Consider the following 23,642-nt stretch of genomic DNA (forward strand, 5'->3'; position numbering starts at 1 on the left):
GACCGCAATGACTCCCAAGACCCTGTTCGTCAGGGCCCTCACCGCGGTGGATGCCTCGGTGTGGAGCAATACCCGCGGCCTGTACGGCATCAGCCAGCATCTGGACCTGGAGCTGGACGGCGCCGTCGGCCATGACGGCATGCTGTTCGACTTCGGCGACGTCAAGCCGTGGGCCAAGCGCATGATCGATCAGGACGCCGATCACACCCTGATCGTGCCCAGCCAGGCCGATGGCGTGAGCGTCACGGACTGCCCGGAAGGACTGTGCCTGCGCTTCACACAGCCCTACGCCATGGAAGTGCGCGGCCCGCGTCAGGCCTTCTGCCTGCTGCCGGTGACCGAGGTCACCACCGAGGTACTGGCCAATCACTTCGAGAAGCTGCTGACTCGCCGCCTGCCGCCGCGCGTCGAGGCGCTGCGTGTGCGTCTGCGAGACGAGACCATCGACGGCGCCGCCTACACCTACAGCCATGGCCTGCGTCATCACAGCGGCAACTGCCAGCGTATCGCGCATGGGCATCGCTCGCCGCTGATCATCGAGCGCAACGGGCTGCGGGACACGGCGCTGGAAGCCGAGTGGGCCGAGAAGCTCAACGACCGCTACCTGGCCGAGGAAGGCGATCTGATCGACCGCCCGGGGCGCGAGCTGGTATTCAGCTATGAAGCGCCGCAGGGGAGGTTCCGCATTCGTCTGCCGCGCAAGCAGGTCTGGCTGCTGCCGACACCGACCACCATCGAGTGGATCGCCGACTGGCTGGCGCGCCAGATCGCCCTCGACAGCGGTGACAGTATCCGTGTCGAAGCCTACGAGGGCATCAACAAGGGTGCCATCGCGCGCCATACCCCGCAGACGGCGCGTGAGCCGCTCGTCCTCCCCGAGCACGAAGACACGTCCGCCACCTCATGACGCAGACTGCCGCCCTTTCTGCAGATGCTGCCGCTCCCGGCTGTCGTGCCGGTTGCGGCGGCTGCTGCATCGCCCCCTCGATCTCGAGCCCGATTCCCGGCATGCCCAATGGCAAGCCGGCGGGGGTGCGCTGCGTGCAGCTGGATGACGACAACCTGTGCAAGCTGTTCGGCACGCCGCAGCGCCCGGCGGTGTGCGGCGACTTCGATTTCGATCACGAGCTGTGTGGCGATTCCCGCGAAGAGGCCCTGCGCCTGATCGGCGAGTGGGAGCGCCTGACGTAAGTAGCGCTTCCTGAGGGAGGTGCTCAGCTCACTCGCCGAAGAAGTTGAAGGGCCTGGCGGCGCCGTCGCTGCGACAGGCCAGCAAGGCCGCATTCAGCTGACGGGAATCCTCAAGCGGCAACGCAGCCATCATCCCTTCCTGCTCCTGCCCCTGCCCGCCCAGCGGTGCAATCAGTTCAAGCCGCGAATCCTCGCGCCAACTGGACGGCGCAAGCTCGGCACGCCCATTGGCGCGGTTATAGCTGCGCCAACCATCCTGGGTGTGAAAGATGCCCTTGATGCGCCACTCGCGCGGCAGGCCATCCAGCCACTGGGTCAGCTGATCGAGGTCGAACACCTCGCTTGCGGCGATTCGCCAGCCCAGACTGGCATGCTCAAGCCCCTCGGCCTGCTCGATCACCGGTGCGCCGGGCAATGGCATCATGTCTGAGGCGGACGGCTCAGCACTGGCCTGCGCCAGATGCGCTCTATCCCGCGCAGCGCGATGGGCGGCCGGCATGCTGATCTCGGGCTGGTCTTCACGCGCTGCGCTTACGTGATGAGCGTCACAGCCATGCCCGCCGCCCTGGCGCTGAGGCACGCGCTCTGCTGACAGCAGCCAATCGATCAGTGCGACCTCCTGACCGGCCATGCGGGCCTGCGGCGACTGGCTTTCGCCGTCGGCTCTGCCCAGCTCACCGACCCAGCGCTTGCGCGGCCACATCCCCGCCAGAAACTCATGCGCGGCCGCCAGCTGCTGCTCAGTCGCCAGATCACGCTTGCTGAGCACCACGCCGCCCGCCAGCGTCAACTGGTCCTGGAAGGTGCCGTGTTCGCGAGTGCGGGTATCGTCCAGTGCACGCGGGTCCAGCAGGGTGATGACTTCCTCAAGCGCAAGCGCCGAGGCCAGCCCTTCGCTGCGCAGCACATCGATCAGTCCCGCCGGATGGCCCAGCCCCGAAGGTTCGATGATCAGACGATCAGGTCGCGTCTGATGGATCAGACTGACCAGCCCCGCCTGCAGCACGAAGGCCAGCTGACAGCACAGACACCCGCCGGGCAGCCCCTTGACGCTGACATCCTCGCGCCCGGCAAACAGCGCCTGATCGATCCCCACCTGACCGAACTCATTGACCAGGATCGCCCAGTGCTCATCCGCAGGCTTGGCCGCGACCAATGCCTGGATGAAACTGCTCTTGCCCGTGCCCAGAAAACCGGTGATCAGATGCACCGGAATCGGAGCTGGTTCCGTCGGGGCGTCGCCGCTCCTGGCGCCGCGTGAAGCCACAGACATGCTGAAATCTCCGCAAGATGAAGGGCGTGCAAAAGGTTATAGAGTAACAAAAACCGGCCGGCGACGAAGTCTCGACAAGCGAATCCGGCTTTCTGGCGTGACGCGATCTGGCGGACGGCAAGCTGCAACAAGGGGGAGACAAGGAGGGAGATACGCAAAACCCCTCGCCACCAAGAGTGACGAGGGGTTTGAGGCTGACACTCGGCCCTGACTGACGCGTGCGATCAGGCAGCGCGGGTCAGGATACGACGCGCCACGTCCGGCGTGATATCGCCGTGCTCACCGATGGCGGTGAAGCCGTGACGGGTCAGGTTGTCGACCAGCTGATCGATGCTGTCGGCACTGATACCGGCTTCGCTCAACGACACCGGCGCACCCAGACGAGTGAAGAAGTCACGGGTCTTGTCGATGGCGGCGCGCGCAACGCTCTCCTCATCGCCCTCCAGCGCCCAGACACGACGACCGTATTGCGCCAGCTTGGCACGCTTGGCCTCGAACAATTCTTCCCACAGCGCCGGCATCACGATGGTCAGGGTGCGACCATGATCGACACCGTGCAGTGCGGTGATCTCGTGACCGATCATGTGGGTGGCCCAGTCCTGCGGCACGCCACGCCCGATCAGGCCGTTGAGGCCCAGATTGGCGGCCCACATGATGTTGGCGCGCACGGCCAGATCATCCGGCTGGCTCAGCACCTTGGGGCCTTCCTCGATCAGCGTCATCAGCAGCCCTTCGGAGAAACGGTCCTGCACCGGCGCATTGACCGGATAGGTCAGGTACTGCTCGCTGACGTGGATGAAGGCATCGACGACGCCATTCACGCTCTGACGCTCCGGCAGGGTCAGGGTGGTGGCCGGGTCCAGCACCGCGAAGCGCGGATAGGCCAGCTCGCTGAACATCGGCAACTTGTCGTGGGTCTCGTAGTTGGTGACCACGGCGTTGCCATTGGACTCGGAGCCCGTGGCCGGCAGTGTCAGCACCACGCCCAGCGGCAGCGCCGTCTCGGGGTGCTTGCCCTCGGCGAGAATCTCCCACGGATCACCGGCATGACAGGCGGCGAGCGCGAGGAACTTGCTGCCATCGGCGACGCTGCCACCTCCGACCGCCAGCAGATAATCGATCTTCTCGCGCTTGATGACTTCCAGGGCTTCGAGCAGGGTGTGATAGCTCGGGTTCGGCTCGATGCCGCCGAAGCTCCACCACTGACGGCCTTCCAGTGCGGCTTCGATCTGATCCATCACGCCGTTGCGCTTGATCGACCCGCCACCGTGGGTGACCAGCACGCGGGCATCCGCCGGAATCTCGTCACGCACCTTGGCGATCTGGCCGACACCGAAGTGCACGCGGGTCGGGTTCTGATAGGTAAAGTCCTGCATGATGCTCTCCTCGCGGAGTCAGGGGCGACACGGCTACATGAGGTGACAGGGCCGTGGTCAGGCGCCACCTGACACAGAGTGATATGTGGGCAAATGACAGATAAACGCGACGATGACGCCACCTGCCCACGAACGATGGTCTGCATTCTAGAGCAGTGACCAAGACCAAAGTAGAGCGCAGGTCGCACGTCTTTGGTTCGTGAGAGTCACCAATCCTGATGACCAGTGATATTTGATGACCAGTAATGCGTGATGAACAACGCCAGGCCACCCACGCAAAAGGCCCGCCGCAGCGAGCCTTTCGTGACTGCCTGAGCAGCGCGCATACGCGCGACGTCAGGTGTTCGGGTCTTCAGTCCGGATCTTCAGCAATGCTGTCGCAGCTCTCAGCACTCAGTTCTCAGATCAGAGACGCACCAGCATCTTGCCCTTGTTGCCACCCGAGAACAGCTTGAGGAAGGCGTCCGGCGTCTGCTCGAGCCCTTCTTCCACCGTCTCTTCGTAGTCGATATCGCCCTTGGCGACCTGCGGCCCTACCTCTTCGAGGAAGCGGCTGTAGTTCTGCCAGTGATCGAAGACGATGAAGCCTTGCATGCGCGCGCGGCGAATCAGGATCATCGAGATATTCGAAGGGCCAGGTGCCGCCTCGGTATCGTTGTAGCTGGAGATCATGCCGCAGACAGCGATGCGTGCGCCGACATTCAGGTTGTTCAGCGCCGCCACCAGGCAATCACCGCCGACATTCTCGTAGTAGACATCGAAGCCATCCGGGCAGGCTTCCTTGAGCGCCTTCGTCAGCTGCTCGGCATCCTTGCCCTTGTAGCTGACCGCCTTGACGCCCCGCGCTTCCAGCCAATCAAGCTTCTCCTGACTGCCGGCGATGCCGACGACAGTGCCGCCCTTGGCCTTGGCCAGCTGCACGGCAAGCGAGCCGACCGCACCGGAGGCCGCGCTGACCAGCACGTTATCGCCCTCTTTCATCTCGGCGATGATGTTGAGACCGGTCCAGGCGGTCATGCCCGGCATGCCCAGCACGCCCAGGTAGGCCTGCTCCGGCACCTCGATGCTCGGCAGCGGCTCGACCTGGTCACCAGAGAGCTGCGCGATGTCACGCCAGCCGCCCATGTGACGTACCTTGTCGCCGCTCTTGAAGCGAGAATCACGTGACTCGATCACTTCACCGACGGCTGCGCCCTGCAGCGGCTCATTGAGCTCGAAGGGGTCGATATAGGTCTTCACGCCGCTCATGCGGCCACGCATGTAGGGATCGACGGACAGCCAGCTGTTGCGAATGCGCACCTCGCCTTCGCCGAGCTCGCTCAGCTCCTCTTCGCGCAACTGGAACAGATCGCGTTCCGGGGTGCCTTTCGGATAGTCGGTGATCGTGTAATAGCGTGTCTGCATGCAATGCTCCTTGCGAATGATCTGGTCAAACGACATGTGATCAGAATCGTCATCAGGCCGCTGGCCCGTGGCCTCAACCCTGTGACGACTGGCCGCCGCAAACGTTGCTCGGCGACGAAGTGCTCCCAGATTACGCGCGCTCCCGATATCACACCAATGATAGAAACTGAATCCCGGTATGCATGAGGCTGATATCATGTGCGGTTGAAACTGCACACTTTCATCCCAGTGACTGGGCCGCCTCGCTACCGGGAACCACTTGCCATGCATCTGGCTGAACTTGCCCGCCATGATCTCAATACGCTGGTCGCGCTGCATGCGCTGCTGGAAACCCGCAGCGTGTCGCGGGCCGCTGAGCGGCTCAACCTGAGCCAGCCTGCGGTGTCTCGCACCCTGGGCCGGCTGCGCGAGGCCTTCGATGACCCCCTGTTCGTGCGCGCACAACGCGGTCTGCGCCCCACCGCCCGCGCAGAGGCCCTCAGACAGCCCCTCGCCCGCCTGCTGCAGGAGCTGGGTGCCCTGCTGGCACCGCCCGAGTTCTCGCCTGAAGATAGCCAGCGTCGCTTTCAGCTGGCCACCACCGATTACGGCATGCACGCCTTCGTGGCGCCCCAGATCGCCCCGCTGCACGAGCAGGCGCCCGGCATCCGTCTGGATATCCAGGCCTATGGCGGCAATGTCGAACAGCAGCTGGAAGAAGGCGGGCCGGAGCTTGCGATGTGCGTGCCCACCGCCAGGGTGCCGGCCGGCGTGCATGGTCGCGAGATCGGGGATGACCAGTTCGTCTGCGTGATGCGCCAGGACCATCCGCTGGCAGCGAAGGAGACCTTGAGCCTGGAGGACTTCCTCGCCGCCAGTCACCAATTGATCAGCATGGGTGGTGATGAGCGAGGCGCGGTGGACCTCAAGCTGGCGGAACTGGGACTGAGTCGTCAGGTCGTCATGCGCCAGCCCCATTTTCTGGCCGCCTTCAGTGTCAGCTGCCACAGCGACCTGCTGCTGTGCGTGCCGGGCTGTCTGGCCATCAGCATGCTCGATCAGCTGCCGCTGGCCCTGCGTCCGCTGCCCATCACCCTCAACCGCTTCTCCTACTGGCTGGTGTGGCACGAACGCCTGCATCATGACGCTGGCCACCGCTGGCTGCGCCAGACGCTCTCCACGGGCATTCAGGCCCGTCACCGCGAACTCTCCCAGCGCCTGCGTCAGCGGCTGGGCTCGTGACTTGATACAAGACTCGTGACCTGACACCAAGCTCGTGACCTGACACCACATCCGCACGTAGCCTCGCGGCCTGAGCTTCGATACCTGAGCCTGCGAGGCTTGAGCCCATTGGCTTGAACCCAATGGCCTGAACCAATGGCTTGAACCAAAAAAAGACCGCCACCCCAAGGGGTGACGGTCTCATTGGCAGGGAAAGCTGCCCACGCCAGCTGCCTGGCTCATTTGCGCTCGATCAGTTGCGCTCGATCAGTTGCGCTCGATCTCGGCACGCTCACGCAGAGATTCCTGCAGGCCCGTGACAGCGGCCTGAGCACGCAGACGCGTGGCCAGACGCGAGAGGAACTGGTCCATCTCGCCCGGCTTGGCCTCGCCGATCTCGGTCAGAGCGATCAGCGCGATGCCACCACTGAGCGACGCCTTGCCGTAGACCGGCTGGCCATCCTGCGGGTGCGCCAGCGTGAAGGCCTGCTTGACCAGACTCTGCGGCAGCTGGGTGCTGGCCTGACGGCTGACGTCATCAGCCTGCTGCCAGTCGATCCCCTCGAGTGATCCACCCTGACGCAGCGTCTCCAGACGCTTCTCGGCCAGTGCTTCGAGTGCCTTGGCAGTCTTGTCGGCCTTGGCTTCGCGCTGAACCTGCTGCTTGACCTCATCCAGCGCCAGCGTAGTGGCCGGACGCTGCTCGAGAACGCGCAGCACCAGACGACGGCTGTCATCCAGTTCGATGACGTCACTGTTGTAGCCCTCTTCCAGCACTTCGTCACCGAAGGCTGCCGCCATCACACCCGGCTCGGACAGCAGTTCGTCATCGTTTTCCTGCGCGACCCAGTCGGTCTTCTTCAGCGGCAGGTCCAGATCCTCGGCGACGCTGGCCAGATCATCCGCCGCGAAGCTCTCGTCCTTCAGCTGCTGCGCCTTCTCGTTGAAGGTATCGCGGGAAGCGGCCTGACGGGCTTGCGTCAGCAGCTCGTCGCGCATGTCCTCGAAGGGCGCGATGTCCAGACCGGTCACCTTGATCAGGTGCAGGCTGTCGCCGGTATCGACGATATCCGAGACCTGACCTTCATCCAGTGCGAAGGCCGCATCATCGAAGTCTTCACCGAAGATACCGCGGGTGATCACGCCAAGCTCACCGCCGTCCTCGGCCGTGGAGCTGTCTTCGGAGACTTCGGCCGCCACCTTGGCGAAGTCTTCGCCGTTGGCGAGTGCGTCACGTGCACCCTCGAGCTTGGCACGTGCCGCCGCATCATCGTCACCCTTCTCGACCATGATGTGCGCGATTTCCCGCGGCGCGTCGGCACGCTTGGCCGCATATTCGGCCTTGAGCGTGTCTTCGCTGATATCGCCACCGCTGGCCAGCTCGTTCTGGTCCAGCAGCACGTAGGCCAGCTTGACCTGTGCCGGGCGGCGGTAGTTGTCCTGGTGGCTGTCATACCAGGCCTTGAGCTCGTCTTCGCTGACCGTCACCGGCGCATCGAGGTCCGCACTGCTCAGCGTGGCATAGCGGAAGGTGCGCGTCTGACGCTGCAGCTGGCTGAGCCTCTCTTCTTCGCCCGGCAGCACGAAGGCACTGGCGGCAAAGCCGTCGGTCAACTGCTGGCGCAGGGTGTCGCTGCTCAGCTGCTGACGGAAGGAGGTGGGCGAATAGCCGGCGCTGGCCAGACGATTGCGGAACAGGTCGGCATCGAAGCGTCCCTTGTCGTCCTGGAAGTCCGGAATGCTCACGATCAGTTGATCGAGCTGCGCATCGGACATGTGCAGGCCGCCTTCCTCGGCGTATTGATCCAGCAGGCGGGAATCGATCATCTGGTTGATGATCTGATTGCGTGCTTCGCGCTCCTGTTCCGGCGCTACCTGGCCAGAACGGATGGCACGCTGGACTTCGGTTTCCACCGCCTGACGGCTGATGGTATCGCCATTGACCGTGGCCACGTCGTCACTGCTGGCAGTGAAGGCGCCAATGATCGACTCAACACCAAAGAAGGCAAAGGTGACGACAATGAAACCAACGATCGTCTTGGCCACCCAGCCATGCGACCGGTCTCGAATTCGTTGCAGCATGCAGGCCTCGAACTACAGGGATTGGAATGGCCACAAGGGCCGCGACTCAGTGACTGATGATTATACGCATGCCGCAGACAGATGCAGGTGACTTTGCACGACTGACTGACTCGCCAGGGTCTTCAAATGCTTGCGCCCTGCCGACATGGCCAGGTTCAGCCACAAAAAAAGCGCATCGCCAGGCGATGCGCTTCGATGTTCTGGTGCCGGTTCGGCAGTCATCAGACCACTCCCGAACCGGTACCGCGCCACCGGGTGCCTGCGAAGCAGGCAGACCTCAGTTGACGGCGTCTTTCAGTGCCTTGCCAGCCTTGAAGCTCGGCACCTTGGCAGCACTGATCTCGATCGGAGCGCCAGTCTGCGGGTTACGGCCAGTACGTGCAGCACGCTCCTTGACAATAAAGGTGCCGAACCCGACCAGTGCCACGGTCTCACCCTTCTTCAGGCTATCAGTGACGGTGTCGACCATCGCATCGAGTGCACGGCTAGCTGCTGCTTTCGGAATATCGGCAGATGCAGCAATGGCTTCGATCAGCTCGGATTTATTCACTCTTCACCCCTTGAATTTGCAAAAATTACCAGAAATCAGCGCGAAAATTACGGGTGCTAAACGCGATCGCGACGAAGCGGAGTTTATAGCAACGCCCTCAAACGACTGTCAAGCAACCTCACGCGCAAAACCGCACCACGCCGCCGTTTCGACAGCGGCATGGCCAAAAAAATCCCGTCAATGTGTACTGATCATTGTCTGACGACCACTGGCATCGTCTGAACGAGAATCGTCCTTCTCAGCAGTAGACTTTTCTGCTAGAGCCACCTCAAGCACTTCGTCGATCCAGCGCACCGGCCGAATATCGAGTGCATCCTTGATGGTGTCCGGCACCTCCTTGAGGTCACGGCGATTTTCCTCGGGAATCAGCACAAGCTTTATACCACCGCGTCGCGCCGCCAGCAATTTCTCCTTGAGGCCACCGATCGGCATGACTTCGCCGCGCAGGTTGACCTCACCGGTCATTGCCACGTCACAGCGCACGGGGCGTCCACAGTAAGCGGATACCATCGCGGTGACCATGGCAGCGCCCGCACTGGGGCCGTCCTTGGGCGTGGCGCCTTCCGGCACGTGAATGTGCAGGTCTTCCTTCTCGAAGCGCTCAGCCTCGATACCGAAGGCCTCGGCACGCGCACGCACCACGGTGTGGGCCGCACTCACCGATTCCTTCATGACGTCGCCCAGTGACCCGGTCTTGCTGACACGGCCCTTGCCCGGCGTGACGACAGACTCGATGGTCAGCAGCTCACCGCCGACGGAGGTCCAGGCCAGGCCAGTGACACGGCCGATCTGGTCCTCGGCATCGGCGAGGCCGAAGCTGTACTTGCGGACACCCGCGTAGTGTTCTACCTGCTCGGCCTCAAGGTGCATGGAAGACAGCGCACCCTCCTTTGCTTCGGCGACCACACGCTCACGCACGATCTTGCGGCAGACCTTGGCGAGCTGGCGCTCAAGTTCACGCACACCGGCTTCACGCGAGTAGTAACGGATCAGCTCGAGCACGGAGGCTTCGCTGAAGGTCAGCTCGCCCGGCTTCAGGCCATTGGCCTTGAGCTGCTTGGGCGCCAGGTAGCGCATGGCGATGGCCAGCTTCTCGTCTTCGGTGTAACCCGGCAGACGGATGATTTCCATGCGATCGCGCAGCGGCCCCGGAATGTTCATCGAGTTGGACGTACAGATGAACAGGGTCTCGGACAGATCGTAATCAAGCTCGAGGTAGTGATCGGCGAACTTGTCGTTCTGCTCCGGGTCCAGCACCTCAAGCAGCGCCGAGGCCGGATCACCGCGGTGGTCCATGCCCAGCTTGTCGATCTCGTCGAGCAGCACCAGCGGATTCTTCACGCCCGTCTTGGCCATGCGCTGGATGATCTTGCCCGGCAGTGCCCCGATATAGGTGCGACGGTGACCGCGGATCTCGGACTCATCGCGCACGCCGCCCAGCGCCATACGGGTGTACTGGCGGTTGGTGGCACGTGCGATGGACTTGCCCAGCGAGGTCTTGCCGACACCCGGCGGACCGACCAGACACAGCACCGGCCCCTTGAGCTTCTTGACGCGCTTCTGCACGGCGAGATACTCGAGGATGCGTTCCTTGACCTCATCCAGACCGTAGTGGTCCTCGTCCAGCACCTTGGCGGCGTGGTCGATGTCATGGCGCACACGCGTGCGCTTCTTCCACGGCACGTCGCACAGCCAGTCCAGATAGGTGCGCACCACGGTCGCCTCGGCGGAAGTCGGCCCCATCATCTTGAGCTTGTTGAGCTCCTGGGTGGCCTTCTCCTCTGCCTCCTTCGGCATGCCGGCGTCCTTGATGCGACGCTCGTACTGCTCGACCTCGTTGGGCACGTCATCCAGCTCACCCATTTCCTTCTGGATGGCCTTCATCTGCTCATTGAGGTAGTACTCGCGCTGCGACTTCTCCATCTGCTCCTTGACGCGGGTACGAATGCGCTTCTCGACCTGCAACAGGTCGATCTCCGCTTCGATCAGCGTCATCAGGTGCTCGATGCGGTCACGCACCTTGTCCATCTCGAGCAGCGCCTGCTTGTCATTGATGCCCAGCGACAGATGCGCGCTGATGGTGTCCACCAGACGGCTCGGGTCTTCAATGCCCTGCAGGCTGCCCAGCACTTCGTTGGGCACCTTCTTGGAGAGCTTCACATACTGCTCGAACTGGTTGAGCAGCACGCGCACCAGGGTTTCCTGCTCCCGCTCGGACAGCGGCTGACTGTCACGCAGGGCGACGTCGGCGATGCTGTGGCCGTCGTCGTGCAGACGAATCGCCTGGATATCGGCGCGCGAGCTGCCCTCGATCAGCACCTTGACGGTGCCATCGGGAAGCTTGAGCAGCTGCATGATGTCGGCAACGGTGCCGATGGCGAACAGGTCTTCCGCCGTCGGGTCGTCCTGGCTGGCTTCACGCTGCGCCGCAAGCAGGATCTTCTTGTCGCCTTCCATGGCCACTTCGAGGGCCTGGATCGACTTTTCCCGGCCGACGAACAGCGGAATCACCATCTGGGGATAGACCACCACATCCCGCAGCGGCAGCAGCGGAAGTGTCAGGGTCTGATCTTCGTTCTGCTCCATGGCAGACGTTCCTCGGTATTCTGTGGGTGGGCCGCCTCACACGGCACTTTGATACTGAGACCATGGGGGCAAGGTCATGATTTTGCAATGATCCCGACACGCCTGGCGGTAACTCAACGCTGAATGAAGCCGTGCGTGACCCGCGAATGCATCACAGTAAGGGTGGCTTGCGAGCGCAAACGCAACGGGGGGCCTTGCGGCCCCCCGTTGGTGCGACTCAGGCCCGGACGTTTCAGCCGTCCTTGCCGGCCACCTTGCCCTGACTCTCTTCGTTCTTGGAGTAGATCAGCAGCGGCTTGCTGTCGCCGGCAATCACCGACTCATCCACCACCACCTTGCTGACACTCTCCTCGGACGGGATGTCATACATGGTGTCGAGCAGCACGGACTCGAGGATCGAGCGCAGACCACGTGCGCCGGTACGACGCTCGATGGCCTTGCGAGCCACGGCACGCAGCGCATCTTCGCGCAGGTCCAGCTCGACATCTTCCATCTCGAACAGGCGCGAGTACTGCTTGACCAGCGAGTTCTTCGGCTCGGTCAGAATCTGCACCAGGGCATCTTCGTCCAGCTCGGTCAGTGTCGCGATGACCGGCAGGCGGCCAACGAACTCGGGGATGAGACCGAACTTGACCAGATCACCCGGCTCGACGTCTGCCAGCACGCGACCCACGGTCTTCTCGTCCTGCTTGCTCTTGACCTCGGCGTTGAAGCCGATGCCACCCTTCTCGGCGCGTTCGCGGATCACCTTGTCCAGCCCGGCGAAAGCACCGCCGACGATGAACAGGATGTTGCCGGTATTCACCTGCAGGAATTCCTGCTGAGGGTGCTTGCGACCGCCCTGCGGCGGCACCGAGGCAGTGGTGCCCTCGATCAGCTTGAGCAGTGCCTGCTGCACGCCTTCACCCGAGACATCACGCGTGATGGAGGGGTTGTCGGACTTGCGTGAGATCTTGTCGATCTCATCGATGTAGACAATGCCACGCTCGGCCTTCTCGACATCGTAATCGCACTTCTGCAGCAGCTTCTGGATGATGTTCTCGACGTCCTCACCGACATAGCCCGCTTCGGTCAGGGTGGTCGCATCCGCGATGGTGAACGGGACGTTCAACAGGCGCGCCAGCGTCTCGGCCAGCAGCGTCTTGCCGCTACCGGTCGGGCCGATGAGCAGGATGTTGGACTTGCCCAGTTCCACTTCATCCGCGGCCTTCTGGCCGGCGCGCAGACGCTTGTAGTGGTTGTACACCGCCACGGACAGCACACGCTTGGCGCGGTCCTGGCCGATCACGTAATCGTCGAGAGTGGAACGAATCTCACGCGGCGCCGGCAGGCGATCATCATCACCTTCGGCGTCGGCTTCGAGGACCTCTTCGCGAATGATGTCATTGCACAGATCGACACATTCGTCGCAGATGTAGACGGAAGGTCCCGCGATCAGCTTGCGCACTTCATTCTGGTTCTTGCCACAGAAGGAGCAGTACAGCAGTTTGCCGTTCTCGTCCTTGCCTTTGCCGTCAGCCATTCGCGTACCTCTCAATGGCGGCGACTCCCCGGGGAGCCGCCGGAAATGCATGTTTGCCGACGTCAGGTCAGCCGTTTACGCGGATCACTCCACGTCGGGACGGCGTTCCAGCACGGCATCGATCAGGCCGTACTCCACTGCCTGATTGGCCGCCATGAAGTTGTCACGGTCGGTATCATTGGCAATGGTGTCGAAGTCCTGGCCAGTGTGGTGCGCGAGAATGCGATTGAGCTTCTCACGGATGGTCAGGATTTCCTTGGTGTGAATCTCGATATCCGTGGCCTGACCCTGATAGCCGCCCAGCGGCTGGTGGATCATGACGCGGGAATTCGGCAGCGCGTAGCGCTTGCCGGCGGCACCGCCTGCCAGCAGCAAGGCACCCATGCTGGCTGCCTGGCCGATGCACACGGTGGACACGTCGGGCTTGATGAACTGCATGGTGTCGTAGATCGCCATCCCTGCAGTCACGGAGCCACCCGGCGAGTTGATGTACAGATGGATGTCCTTGTCCGGGTTTTCAGACTCGAGGAACAACAGCTGAGCCACGACCAGATTGGCCATGTAATCCTCAACCGGACCCACAAGGAAGATCACCCGTTCCTTCAGCAGGCGGGAATAGATGTCATAGGCCCGTTCGCCGCGAGCATTCTGCTCGACAACCATCGGAACCAGACCGCCAGCATTCTTGATGTCGAAGTCGTTCATGGGGGCTTCCTTCATCCGATGACATTGATATCCATTGAGCATGCCACTTTACCCCGCCCACTGACCAGAGACCCGGCCGTAGCCGGGTCTCTGGTCTAGCAAGCACTAGGGGTCAACCAAGCTTCAGGCTTGCTCGCCTTCGGCTTCAGCAGCCTCTTCTTCTGCTTCTTCCTGCTGCTGTGCAGCCTGCAGGGCTTCTTGGTAGGACATGGCAACGTCCTTAACCTGAGCCTGTGCCAGCAGCTTGTCAACGGCCTTCTCTTCAAGCAGCACGGACTTGAGCTGGTTGCGAGCCTGTTCGTTGGAACCATAGTACTCGGTGACCTGAGCCGGGTCCTGGTACTGCTGAGCCATTTCTTCAACGCGAGCATTCAGCTCTTCTTCGCTGACGTCCATCTCGTTGCTGCTGACGACTTCGCTGAGCAGCAGGCCAGTCTTGACGCGCTGGACCGCCTGGTCCTGGAACAGCTCGCCCGGCAGCTGGGAGACGTCGAAGTCTTCGCCCAGACCGAACTGCTGTGCAGCCTGACGCTTCAGACCGTCGATTTCCTGGTCGGCCAGAGCCTGCGGCACGAGAATGTCGTTGGCCTTGGTCAGTTCGGCCAGCACCTGCTGCTTGACGCGATTCTCGATCGCGTTCTTCAGCTCACGCTGCATGTTCTTCTTCACTTCCACCTTGAAGCTTTCGACATCGGCGGCTTCCAGGCCGAACTGGGCGATGAACTCTTCGTTCACTTCCGGCAGTTCCTGAGCCTTGACGGCGTGGACCTTGACCTTGAAGGTCGCTTCCTGACCGGCGAGGTGCTCGGCCTGGTAGTCAGCCGGGAAGGAAACCTTGATTTCCTTGTCGTCGCCGGCAGCAGCGCCGACCAGCTGCTCTTCGAAGCCCGGGATGAAGCTGTTGGAGCCCAGCACCAGCTCGTGACCTTCTGCCTTGCCGCCTTCGAAGGCCTCTTCACCGAGGAAGCCTTCAAAGTCGATCTTGACCTGGTCGCCGTCAGCGGCAGCGCGCTCGACGTCGGTCCAGGAGGCGTTCTGCTTGCGCAGGGTCTCGATCATCTCTTCGACGTCGGCGTCGGTCACTTCAGCCTGCGGACGCTCGATTTCAGCGCCTTCGATCGGCTTCAGTTCGATTTCCGGGTAGATTTCCAGAGTCGCGACGAACTCCAGATCCTTGCCGGCTTCATCGACGGTCGCGTCGATCTTCGGCCAGCCAGCCGGGTTCAGTTCGTTTTCGGTGACGGCGGTCACGTAATGCTGGCGCATGATCTCGCCAACGATTTCGTTGCGCACGTCCTTGCCGTAACGCTGTTGCACCACTGCCATCGGCACGTGGCCCTTGCGGAAGCCGTTCAGACGAACGGTCTTGGCGGTTTCCAGAAGACGGGCGTTGACGGCCTGGTCGACTTCAGAAGCCGGCACCGTGATGGTGACCGTGCGCTCGATCGGAGAAGTCGTTGCGACAGAAGCTTGCATGAAAGTTCCTCTACCCACTGGTGGCGTTCGAATCATAAAGGCGAAGATTGTAGAAACCCCGCCACGCGCTGGCAAGCGCGGATATGACCCTTTCATATGGTGCCTTGGTCCAAGTTATTCAAGGACCCCGGCCATTTTCTGCTCCACCTACCCGCCAGACAGGCACCTGGAGCGCCCGGCAACCCGGAATCGTCATGCATGGAGCAGTGCGAAAAAACCAAAAAAAAGGGGGAGAAAGCCATTGGCCTTCTCCCCCTTTTGCGGCATGCCGCCCGCCCAAGTGGGCCAGGCAGCATCCTGATATTCATCGAGACGTGGGGTGGATGATGGGGTTCGAACCCACGACCACCGGAGTCACAATCCGGGGCTCTACCACTGAGCTACACCCACCACTTCTGGAGGTTGGACAGAAAGCCTGCCGTCTCCATCTCGTTGATACTGCTCAAGCTGACATGCAATGGGGTGGATGATGGGGTTCGAACCCACGACCACCGGAGTCACAATCCGGGGCTCTACCACTGAGCTACACCCACCGCTGCATGAACATCTTCACATCGTCTGGTCGCAGTCATCAGGCTCAATGAAGAGCATTCCGACATCCACTTCGATAACGAATCGCTATCTCGATGGCACGCCCAGCAGGACTCGAACCTGCAACCTACGGCTTAGAAGGCCGTTGCTCTATCCGGTTGAGCTATAGGCGCAGAAACTAATGCTGCGAGTCAACCTCCGGACAAAGCCCTGAATACTGTTTCAGAAGACCGAAGCCTTGCGATACGTTGTATTCAAGTGGTCGGGATAGAGGGATTCGAACCCCCGACATCCTGCTCCCAAAGCAGGCGCGCTACCAGACTGCGCTATATCCCGAAACCGTCTTCAACCGACCGTCGAACCCCGTCGATGCGAGGCGTATTCTACCGAACTTTCGTCTGCGGTCAAGCCCTTACGTGAATTCTTTTCAAAAGAATCGTTTGCCCCTCGCGCTGTCATGCCAATGTCATGTCATGGACTTTCATCCCTGCAGCCTCCAATATCTCTCCTTGCTGATACAAGACACCATGCCTGTCATCGCTTCTGCCACTGACGCAGTGATGACTTGCGACGGCTGAGCGCCGCCGGTGGACTGACGATCGTCTTTACGCCTTCTGCCTCTCTGCCATTCACCCTCTCCCATCCGCCCTCTCCCATCGACCCCAGCCTTCTCCCTACTCCGCTCTCTGCTTCACCCTTTGTCTCTCCCTTTGCTTCTACCTCTGCTTCGACCTTTACCTCTACCTTTCCTTGCGCCTCTACAGAGGGAGCATCAGGGCGACAACCGCGTGGCATGACCCCACTCTCGCCTGTGACTTGGCGCCGTCATCTGACCTGCGAATGCCTGCGAAAGACCTGACGCCCATGACACCTTTCGACCAAGGTCGTCATTCGGCGTTGACTGGAGGGCAAGGCATGCGAAAATTGGCCATCGTTGTCCCTCCTGCATTTATCGCCCACGAGAAGGAATGATCGCTGATGTCAGCACAACTGATAGATGGCAAGGCCATTGCCGAACGCGTACGCCAACAGGTAGGCCGTCAGGTCGATGCGCGTCGTGATGCCGGTGAACGTATTCCGGGGCTTGCCGTCGTGCTGGTCGGTGAAGACGCGGCGTCCGAGGTCTATGTCCGCAACAAGCACCTCGCCTGCGAGAAGGCTGGCATCCTCTCCACCCAGCACCGCCTGTCCGCTGACACCACTCAGCAGGAACTGGAAGCCCTGGTCGACCAGCTGAATGATGACACCAGCATCGACGGCATCCTGGTGCAGCTGCCGCTGCCGGCGCATCTCGATTCACGCCCGATTCTCGAGCGCATTCGTACCGACAAGGACGTGGACGGCTTCCACCCCTACAACCTCGGTCGTCTGGCGCAGCGCCTGCCGGTAATGCGCCCCTGCACCCCCAAGGGCATCATGACGCTGCTGTCCGAGAGCGGCCTGCAGGTGCGCGGCATGGACGCCACCATCGTGGGCGCCTCCAACATCGTCGGTCGCCCGATGTCACTGGAGCTGATGCTGGCCGGCTGCACCACCACCGTCTGCCACCGCTTCACCAAGGACCTGGAGAGCAAGGTCCGCCAGGCAGACCTCGTCGTGGTCGGCGTCGGCAAGCCGGGCCTGGTCAAGGGGGAATGGATCAAGGAAGGCGCCATCGTCATCGATGTGGGCATCAACCGCCTCGACAACGGCTCGCTGGTCGGTGACGTGGAGTTCGCCCCGGCGGCGGAGCGTGCAGGCTGGATCACGCCGGTCCCGGGCGGCGTCGGCCCGATGACCGTTGCCTCGCTGCTGGAGAACACCCTGTTCGCCGCCGAGCTGCACGATGCCCAGCTGGCAGGCAAGTAAGCACGCACCCTCTCGCTGACACCTCCCCTGGCCGCGGGGCATCGCATGACAGGATGCCCCGCAGGCCCTGCTTCAGGATTTCACCATGTCCCTCAAGACACTTGGCATCATCGGCGCCATGGCCGAGGAAGTCGCCATCCTCGCCGAGCTGCTGGAAGACAGCACCACGACTCAACATGCCGGCTCCACCTTCCACGTCGGCCAGCTGCACGGCCTCAAGATCGTGCTGCTGCAGTCCGGCATCGGCAAGGTCAACGCCGCCGTGGGCGCCTGCCAGCTGATCGAGCGCTACCAGCCGGACGCCATCATCAACACCGGTTCCGCCGGGGGCTTCGCCTCTGATCTGGAGATCGGCGACGTGGTCATCTCCAGCGAAGTGCGTCACCACGACGTCGATGCCGTGGTGTTCGGCTACGAATACGGCCAGGTGCCGCAGATGCCGGCCGCCTACCCGTCAGACCCGGCACTGGTAAAGATCGCGCGTGAGTGCGTCGAGGCCCAGGGCGAGATCAAGGCGCGTGAAGGCCTGATCTGCACCGGCGACATCTTCATGGCAGACCCGGAACTGGTCGCGCTGACTCGCTCACGCTTCCCGGACATGCTGGCCGCCGAGATGGAAGCCGCCGCCATCGCCCAGACCTGCTTCGTCTATGAGATGCCGTTCGTGGTCATCCGTGCGCTGTCTGACATCGCCGGCAAGGACAACAACAGCCAGTCCTTCGAGGAATTCCTGCACGTCGCTGCACGTCAGTCCTCGCGCATGGTCGAGGCCATGGTCAAGCGCCTCGCCAGCTGATCAGCCGCTGCCTGAGAGCGATCCCCGCCCGACTGGCCAAAAAAAACCGCCGCCCCTCTCGGGACGGCGGTTTTTTTCGCGGTGACATTTTCGCGGCGACAATGCGTCATGCCAACGGCATCAGCCTTCCAGCACCCAGGTCGTCCCCTCGCGGGAATCCTTGAGGATGATGCCCTGAGCGGCCAGCTCGTCACGGATACGGTCAGCACCCGCGAAATCCCTGGACTTCTTGGCGGCAGCACGCGCCTCGATCTGCGCCTGGATCTCGTCTTCCGACAACGCCAATGCGGCAGTATCGCCCTTGAGGAAGACCGCTGGGTCCTGCCCGAACAGCCCCAGCAGGCCGCCCAACGCGGTCAGCTCGAAGGCCAGCGCCGGCGCCTGCTGCGGTGCCTCCTTCTTGGCACGGTTCAGCTCGCGAGCCAGCTCGAACAACACCGACAGCGCACCGGCCGTATTGAAGTCGTCATCCATGGCAGCCACGAAGCGTGCCCGCCAGTCGCCTGACACCTCGCCCTGCTCGGGCGTGACGTTCTCCAGCGCATTGTAGAAGCGCTCCAGCGAACGACGCGCCTCATCCAGCGAGTTGGCCTCGTAACTGATCGCGCTGCGGTAGTGGCTGGCCACCAGCAGGTAACGCACCACTTCCGGGTTGTGCTGCTCCAGCACATCACGAATCGTGAAGAAGTTGCCCAGCGACTTGGACATCTTGTCCTGCCCGACACGCACCGCGCCGGCGTGCATCCACACGTTGGCATACTGCTGGCCAGTGGCGGCTTCGGACTGGGCGATCTCGTTCTCGTGATGCGGGAAGGTCAGGTCCGGCCCGCCGCCGTGGATATCGAAGGTATTGCCCAGGCAGCAGGACGACATCGCGGAGCACTCGATATGCCAGCCCGGACGGCCCGCGCCCCAGGGAGACGGCCAACTGGCCTCGCCCGGCTTGGCGGCCTTCCACAGCACGAAATCGAGCGGGTCTTCCTTGGCCTCTTCCACTTCCACGCGCGCGCCGGACTGCATGTCATCGAGCTGACGGTTGTTGAGCTTGCCGTAGCCCTCGAAACGACGCACACGGTAGTAGACATCACCGTTGCTGGCCGCGTAGGCAAAGCCCTTGTCGATCAGCGTCTCGGTCATCGCGATGATATCGCCGATGTGCGCGGTCGCCCGTGGCTCGCGATCAGGACGCAGGATCCCCAGACGCCCCTCGTCTTCATGCATCGCCTGGATCATGCGCTCGGTAAGCGCCTCGAAGGCTTCGCCATTCTCGTCGGCACGCTTGAGGATCTTGTCGTCGATATCGGTGATGTTGCGCACATAGGTGACGTCATAGCCACGCGCACGCAGGTAACGCGTGATGATGTCGAAGGCCACCATCACACGCGCATGGCCGATGTGACAGAGGTCATAGACCGTCACGCCACAGACGTACATGCGCACCTTGTTGCCTTCCAATGGCACGAAGGGTGCCTTGGTCCGACTCAGGGTACTGTAGATGGACAGTGTGCTCGCGGCATCTTCGAGTGAAATCATTCAGTCATCGCCCTTGGCTACTTTGCTGACAGTGCGCTGTCAGCCTTGCGAAATGGAGCGGCCCGCAGACCGGTCACGCAGCTTCGTCATCGAAGGTACAGGATCAGCCTGCGGGCCGTGAAGCGGGTCAAAAGTCATGCCAGCAGACCTCCCGCAGGAGGCCTGGCTGCCATCAACCCTTCTTCTGGGCCTTGGCCCAACCGTCCTTCAGGCTGACGGTACGGTTGAAGACCAGCGCGCCATCGACGCAGTCATGGCGGTCGGCGACGAAGTAGCCGATACGCTCGAACTGGTAACGCGTTTCCGGCGCGGCATTGCGCAGGCTCGGCTCACCGAAGCCCTTGACGATGCTCAGCGAGTCCGGATTGAGGTGCTCAAGGAAGTCGACATCCTTGTCACGGTCCGGCTCGGCTTCCAGGAACAGGTTCTCGTACTGACGCACCTCGACCGGCACCGCGTGCTCGGCGCTGACCCAGTGGATGACACCCTTGACCTTGCGGCCTTCCGGGTTCTTGCCGAGGGTATCGAGGTCGACACTGCAACGCAGCTCGACGATCTCGCCGGCCTCATCCTTGATCACTTCATCACAGCGGATGACGTAACCGTTGCGCAGACGCACTTCCTTCTCGGGCGCGAGACGGAAGAACTTCTTCGGCGCATCTTCCATGAAGTCATCGGCGTCGATCCACAGCTCACGGGTCAGCGGAATCTGGCGCGTACCCATGTCGTCACGTGCCGGATGACCGGGCACCTCGAAGACTTCCTCGTGACCTTCCGGCAGGTTGGTCAGCACCACCTTGAGCGGATTGAGCACGCACATGGCCCGCAGCGCGTTGTCTTCCAGGTCGGAACGGATGGCGTGGTGCAGCATGCCGATCTCGACCATGCCACCATCCGCGCGGCTCACGCCGATCATGTCGCAGAACTTGCGAATGGAAGCGGCCGTGTAGCCACGACGACGCATGCCCGAGATGGTCGGCATGCGCGGATCATCCCAGCCATCGACTACGCCTTCGTCCACCAGCAGCTTCAACTTGCGCTTGGAAGTGACGGTGTAATCCAGGTTCAGACGCGCGAACTCGATCTGACGCGGCGTGACCGGTACCGGCAGGTTGGCCAGGAACCACTCATACAGCGGACGATGGTCCTCGAATTCCAGCGTACAGATGGAATGCGTCACGCCTTCCAGCGCATCGGACTGACCATGCGTGAAATCGTAGGACGGGTAGATCTTCCACTTGTCGCCGGTCTGATGATGGCTGGCATGACGGATACGATAGAGGATCGGATCACGCAGATTGATGTTGGGCGCCGCCATGTCGATGCGGGCACGCAGCACCTTCTCGCTCTCGCCGAACTCGCCCTTCTTCATGCGCTCGAGCAGGTCGAGGTTTTCCTCGGGGCTACGCTCACGGTAAGGGCTCGGGCGACCCGGCTCCTTCAGCGTGCCACGATATTCACGAATCTCGTCCGGCGACAGGTCATCGACATAGGCCTTGCCTTCACGCACCAGGTGCTGGGCCCAGGCATAGAGCTGGTCGAAATAATCGGAAGCGAAGCGCACCTTGCCGGCCCACTCGAAGCCCAACCATTCGACATCTTCCTTGATGGCGTCGATATAGGCCTGCTCTTCCTTGGCCGGGTTGGTGTCATCGAAGCGCAGGTGACAATCGCCACCGAGCTGCTGCGCCAGACCGAAGTTCAGACAGATCGACTTGGCGTGCCCGATATGCAGGAAGCCATTGGGCTCCGGCGGGAAACGCGTGACAACCTTATCGGCACGGCCGGCCTCGAGTTCTTCGCGGATCTGGTTAAGCACGAAGTTCGGGGCGCTCTGGGTCTCGGTACTCATGAAGTTTCGCTGCACCTCTGTGTGGTTCCTGGGCGTCGTATTGCGGGTCGTCATGTGGTTGAACGAACGTGCGCAAGGACAACAAGACGGATGATCGGGGCTGCATCCACGCGCCTGCCGCCCGCTCAGGCTTTCGTGTCTGGATGCAAAGCCGCTATTATAGCGCGACGCCCGCAGGCGATGCCATGAAGCCGCGCCTGCCTGACACTTGAGCAAGACAGATGACCGGGAAGCCCGAATGATCGTTCTTCACACCAACTACGGCGATATCACCCTCGAACTCAACCACGAGAAGGCCCCGAAGACCGCGGCCAACTTCGAGCAGTACGTGCGTGAAGGCCACTACAGCAATGTCCTTTTCCACCGCGTCATTCCGGGTTTCATGGTTCAGGGCGGTGGCTTTGACACCGACTTCAACCAGAAGCCGACCAATGGCGTGATCGAGAACGAAGCCGACAACGGCCTCAAGAACGACCGCGGCACCGTGGCCATGGCTCGCACCATGGACCCGCATTCCGCCAGCGCCCAGTTCTTCATCAACGTCAATGACAACGACTTCCTGAACTTCACCAGCAAGACCAGCCAGGGCTGGGGTTACTGCGTGTTCGGCAAGGTCGTCGAAGGCATGGACGTGGTCGAGAAGATCGAAGCGGTCAAGACCACCCGTCGCGACGGCCACGCCGACGTGCCGGCAGAAGACGTGATCATCACCAGCGCTGAAATCACCGAATAAGCGATTTCGCCTGATCACGTCGCAAGGCGTGCCTGCCGCCCGGCCTTGCCTCGTGATCGCGAGTGCCAGGCTGGGCGGTTTGCGTTATGAACTCCCACGGCAGTGCGCCCTTGCGATGCCCTGCTGACCGCCCACCTTCGCGGACCCCGACCATGAACACGACTGCCACCACCCTCTTCATCTCCGACCTGCACCTGCAACCCGACACGCCCGAGATCGCCCAGGGCTTCCTCGACTATCTGGCACGCCTGGCAACCTGCCAGCCTGCCGTCGAGCGTCTGTTCCTGCTGGGTGACATCTTCGAGGTCTGGGTCGGTGATGACTATCGCAACGACTTCACCGACAGCATGAGCGCTGCGCTCAAGCGCATCGCCGAGCGCGGCACCGCGATCTTCTTCATGCACGGCAATCGCGACTTCCTGGTCGGCGAGACCTTCGCGGCCGAGGCCGGCGTGACGCTGCTGCCCGACCCGAGCGTGATCGAGCTGGACGGCGAGCGCGTGTTGCTGATGCACGGCGACAGCATGTGCACCCGCGACGAGGCCTACATGAAGTTCCGCGCCATGACCCGCGACCCTCAGTGGCAGGCGCAGATTCTGGCCATGCCGCTGGAGCAGCGTCTGGCGCTGGCCCAGTCACTGCGCATGCAGTCCGGCGAGACCAACAGCGAGAAGGACGAGGCGATCATGGACGTCACGCCCGAGGAAGTGGTGCGCGAGATGCGTGAACACGACGTGCGCACGCTGATCCATGGCCATACGCATCGCCCGGCGGTGCATGAACTCGAGATCGATGGCGAGCCGGCGCGCCGCATCGTGCTCGGCGACTGGCGCCCGACTCAGGCCTTCGACATCATCGCCCGTGGCCAGGGGCCGGAGCTGCGTGAATTTGCGCTGCCGCTGGTGGATGCGATCACCCACGGCTGATCGCTTGCACACACCAAAAAGCCCCGCTGCCGTGATCGGCAGCGGGGCTTTTTTCTTA

18 protein-coding genes and 4 tRNA genes are annotated in these 23,642 nt (G+C 62.2%); 7 read left to right on the forward strand and 15 right to left on the reverse strand.

The annotated features are described in order from the left end of the window. Window positions 1-7: 7 nt before the first annotated feature. Entirely contained in the window at window positions 8-907 is a 900-nt protein-coding gene (locus R1T44_RS13895; RefSeq protein ID WP_279832544.1) for a 6-carboxytetrahydropterin synthase, read from the forward strand. Beyond that, complete coding sequence (locus R1T44_RS13900) at window positions 904-1,191, forward strand: YkgJ family cysteine cluster protein (protein ID WP_052384229.1); 288 nt, start codon at window positions 904-906, stop codon at window positions 1,189-1,191. The genes R1T44_RS13895 and R1T44_RS13900 overlap by 4 nt, the downstream gene beginning before the upstream one ends. A gap of 28 nt (window positions 1,192-1,219) precedes the next feature. Here R1T44_RS13900 and R1T44_RS13905 read toward each other — a convergent pair whose 3' ends face one another. From R1T44_RS13905 to R1T44_RS13915, 3 genes are all read right to left on the reverse strand, one after another. Next, a complete protein-coding gene (locus R1T44_RS13905; RefSeq protein WP_284726865.1) occupies window positions 1,220-2,464 on the reverse strand; it encodes a CobW family GTP-binding protein in 1,245 nt (414 codons plus the stop codon). Between the two features lie 224 nt (window positions 2,465-2,688). Beyond that, window positions 2,689-3,840 carry an iron-containing alcohol dehydrogenase gene (locus tag R1T44_RS13910; protein ID WP_284726866.1) on the reverse strand — a complete coding sequence of 384 codons (1,152 nt, stop codon included), beginning with the start codon at window positions 3,838-3,840 and terminating at the stop codon, window positions 2,689-2,691. A 405-nt stretch (window positions 3,841-4,245) separates the two neighbouring features. After that, window positions 4,246-5,244 (reverse strand): NADP-dependent oxidoreductase, encoded by a 999-nt coding sequence (locus tag R1T44_RS13915; protein WP_043331293.1) that lies wholly within the window; start codon window positions 5,242-5,244, stop codon window positions 4,246-4,248. 264 nt (window positions 5,245-5,508) lie between these two features. Here R1T44_RS13915 and R1T44_RS13920 point away from each other — a divergent pair, with 264 nt between their 5' ends. Then, complete coding sequence (locus R1T44_RS13920; protein WP_284726867.1) at window positions 5,509-6,465, forward strand: LysR family transcriptional regulator; 957 nt, start codon at window positions 5,509-5,511, stop codon at window positions 6,463-6,465. 246 nt (window positions 6,466-6,711) lie between these two features. Here R1T44_RS13920 and R1T44_RS13925 read toward each other — a convergent pair whose 3' ends face one another. The 10 genes from R1T44_RS13925 to R1T44_RS13970 form a co-directional block, all read right to left on the reverse strand. Then, window positions 6,712-8,526, reverse strand: coding sequence for a SurA N-terminal domain-containing protein (locus R1T44_RS13925; RefSeq protein ID WP_284726868.1), 1,815 nt, complete (start codon window positions 8,524-8,526; stop codon window positions 6,712-6,714). A 277-nt stretch (window positions 8,527-8,803) separates the two neighbouring features. Beyond that, window positions 8,804-9,076, reverse strand: coding sequence for an HU family DNA-binding protein (locus R1T44_RS13930; RefSeq protein WP_043331296.1), 273 nt, complete (start codon window positions 9,074-9,076; stop codon window positions 8,804-8,806). Between the two features lie 177 nt (window positions 9,077-9,253). Continuing rightward, window positions 9,254-11,662, reverse strand: a complete 2,409-nt coding sequence (gene lon / locus R1T44_RS13935) for an endopeptidase La (RefSeq protein WP_107336273.1) — start codon at window positions 11,660-11,662, stop codon at window positions 9,254-9,256. A gap of 232 nt (window positions 11,663-11,894) precedes the next feature. Further along, a complete protein-coding gene (gene clpX / locus R1T44_RS13940) occupies window positions 11,895-13,184 on the reverse strand; it encodes an ATP-dependent Clp protease ATP-binding subunit ClpX (protein WP_043331299.1) in 1,290 nt (429 codons plus the stop codon). Window positions 13,185-13,268: 84 nt separating this feature from the next. After that, window positions 13,269-13,889 (reverse strand): ATP-dependent Clp endopeptidase proteolytic subunit ClpP, encoded by a 621-nt coding sequence (gene clpP / locus R1T44_RS13945; RefSeq protein ID WP_043331300.1) that lies wholly within the window; start codon window positions 13,887-13,889, stop codon window positions 13,269-13,271. Window positions 13,890-14,012: 123 nt separating this feature from the next. Then, the gene (gene tig / locus R1T44_RS13950; protein WP_284726869.1) at window positions 14,013-15,365 is read right to left on the reverse strand and encodes a trigger factor; all 1,353 of its coding nucleotides are present in this window, start codon (window positions 15,363-15,365) and stop codon (window positions 14,013-14,015) included. A 315-nt stretch (window positions 15,366-15,680) separates the two neighbouring features. Continuing rightward, a tRNA-His gene (locus R1T44_RS13955) sits at window positions 15,681-15,755 on the reverse strand. 68 nt (window positions 15,756-15,823) lie between these two features. Then, window positions 15,824-15,898 (reverse strand) — tRNA-His (locus R1T44_RS13960). Between the two features lie 94 nt (window positions 15,899-15,992). Further along, window positions 15,993-16,069, reverse strand: a tRNA-Arg gene (locus tag R1T44_RS13965). Window positions 16,070-16,155: 86 nt separating this feature from the next. After that, window positions 16,156-16,232: transfer RNA gene (locus tag R1T44_RS13970), tRNA-Pro, on the reverse strand. 642 nt (window positions 16,233-16,874) lie between these two features. On the opposite strand from R1T44_RS13970, the gene folD reads away from it, so the two are divergent. Continuing rightward, on the forward strand, window positions 16,875-17,744 hold the full coding sequence (gene folD / locus R1T44_RS13975; protein WP_054555494.1) for a bifunctional methylenetetrahydrofolate dehydrogenase/methenyltetrahydrofolate cyclohydrolase FolD: 870 nt from the start codon (window positions 16,875-16,877) through the stop codon (window positions 17,742-17,744). Between the two features lie 85 nt (window positions 17,745-17,829). Further along, the gene (mtnN, locus tag R1T44_RS13980) at window positions 17,830-18,540 is read left to right on the forward strand and encodes a 5'-methylthioadenosine/S-adenosylhomocysteine nucleosidase (protein ID WP_043331304.1); all 711 of its coding nucleotides are present in this window, start codon (window positions 17,830-17,832) and stop codon (window positions 18,538-18,540) included. Window positions 18,541-18,660: 120 nt separating this feature from the next. Here the strand turns inward: mtnN and cysS are convergent, their stop codons facing one another. Together cysS and R1T44_RS13990 are read right to left on the reverse strand one after the other, a co-directional pair. Continuing rightward, entirely contained in the window at window positions 18,661-20,043 is a 1,383-nt protein-coding gene (gene cysS, locus R1T44_RS13985; RefSeq protein WP_284726697.1) for a cysteine--tRNA ligase, read from the reverse strand. A gap of 202 nt (window positions 20,044-20,245) precedes the next feature. Beyond that, window positions 20,246-21,925: a glutamine--tRNA ligase/YqeY domain fusion protein gene (locus tag R1T44_RS13990; RefSeq protein WP_279839363.1), complete on the reverse strand. Its 1,680-nt coding sequence runs from the start codon at window positions 21,923-21,925 to the stop codon at window positions 20,246-20,248. Between the two features lie 238 nt (window positions 21,926-22,163). On the opposite strand from R1T44_RS13990, the gene R1T44_RS13995 reads away from it, so the two are divergent. After that, complete coding sequence (locus tag R1T44_RS13995) at window positions 22,164-22,658, forward strand: peptidylprolyl isomerase (protein ID WP_043331309.1); 495 nt, start codon at window positions 22,164-22,166, stop codon at window positions 22,656-22,658. Between the two features lie 152 nt (window positions 22,659-22,810). Then, entirely contained in the window at window positions 22,811-23,584 is a 774-nt protein-coding gene (locus R1T44_RS14000; RefSeq protein WP_054555497.1) for a UDP-2,3-diacylglucosamine diphosphatase, read from the forward strand. Window positions 23,585-23,642: the final 58 nt, after the last annotated feature.

Source organism: Cobetia amphilecti, from assembly GCF_032923285.1.
Classification (GTDB): domain Bacteria; phylum Pseudomonadota; class Gammaproteobacteria; order Pseudomonadales; family Halomonadaceae; genus Cobetia; species Cobetia amphilecti.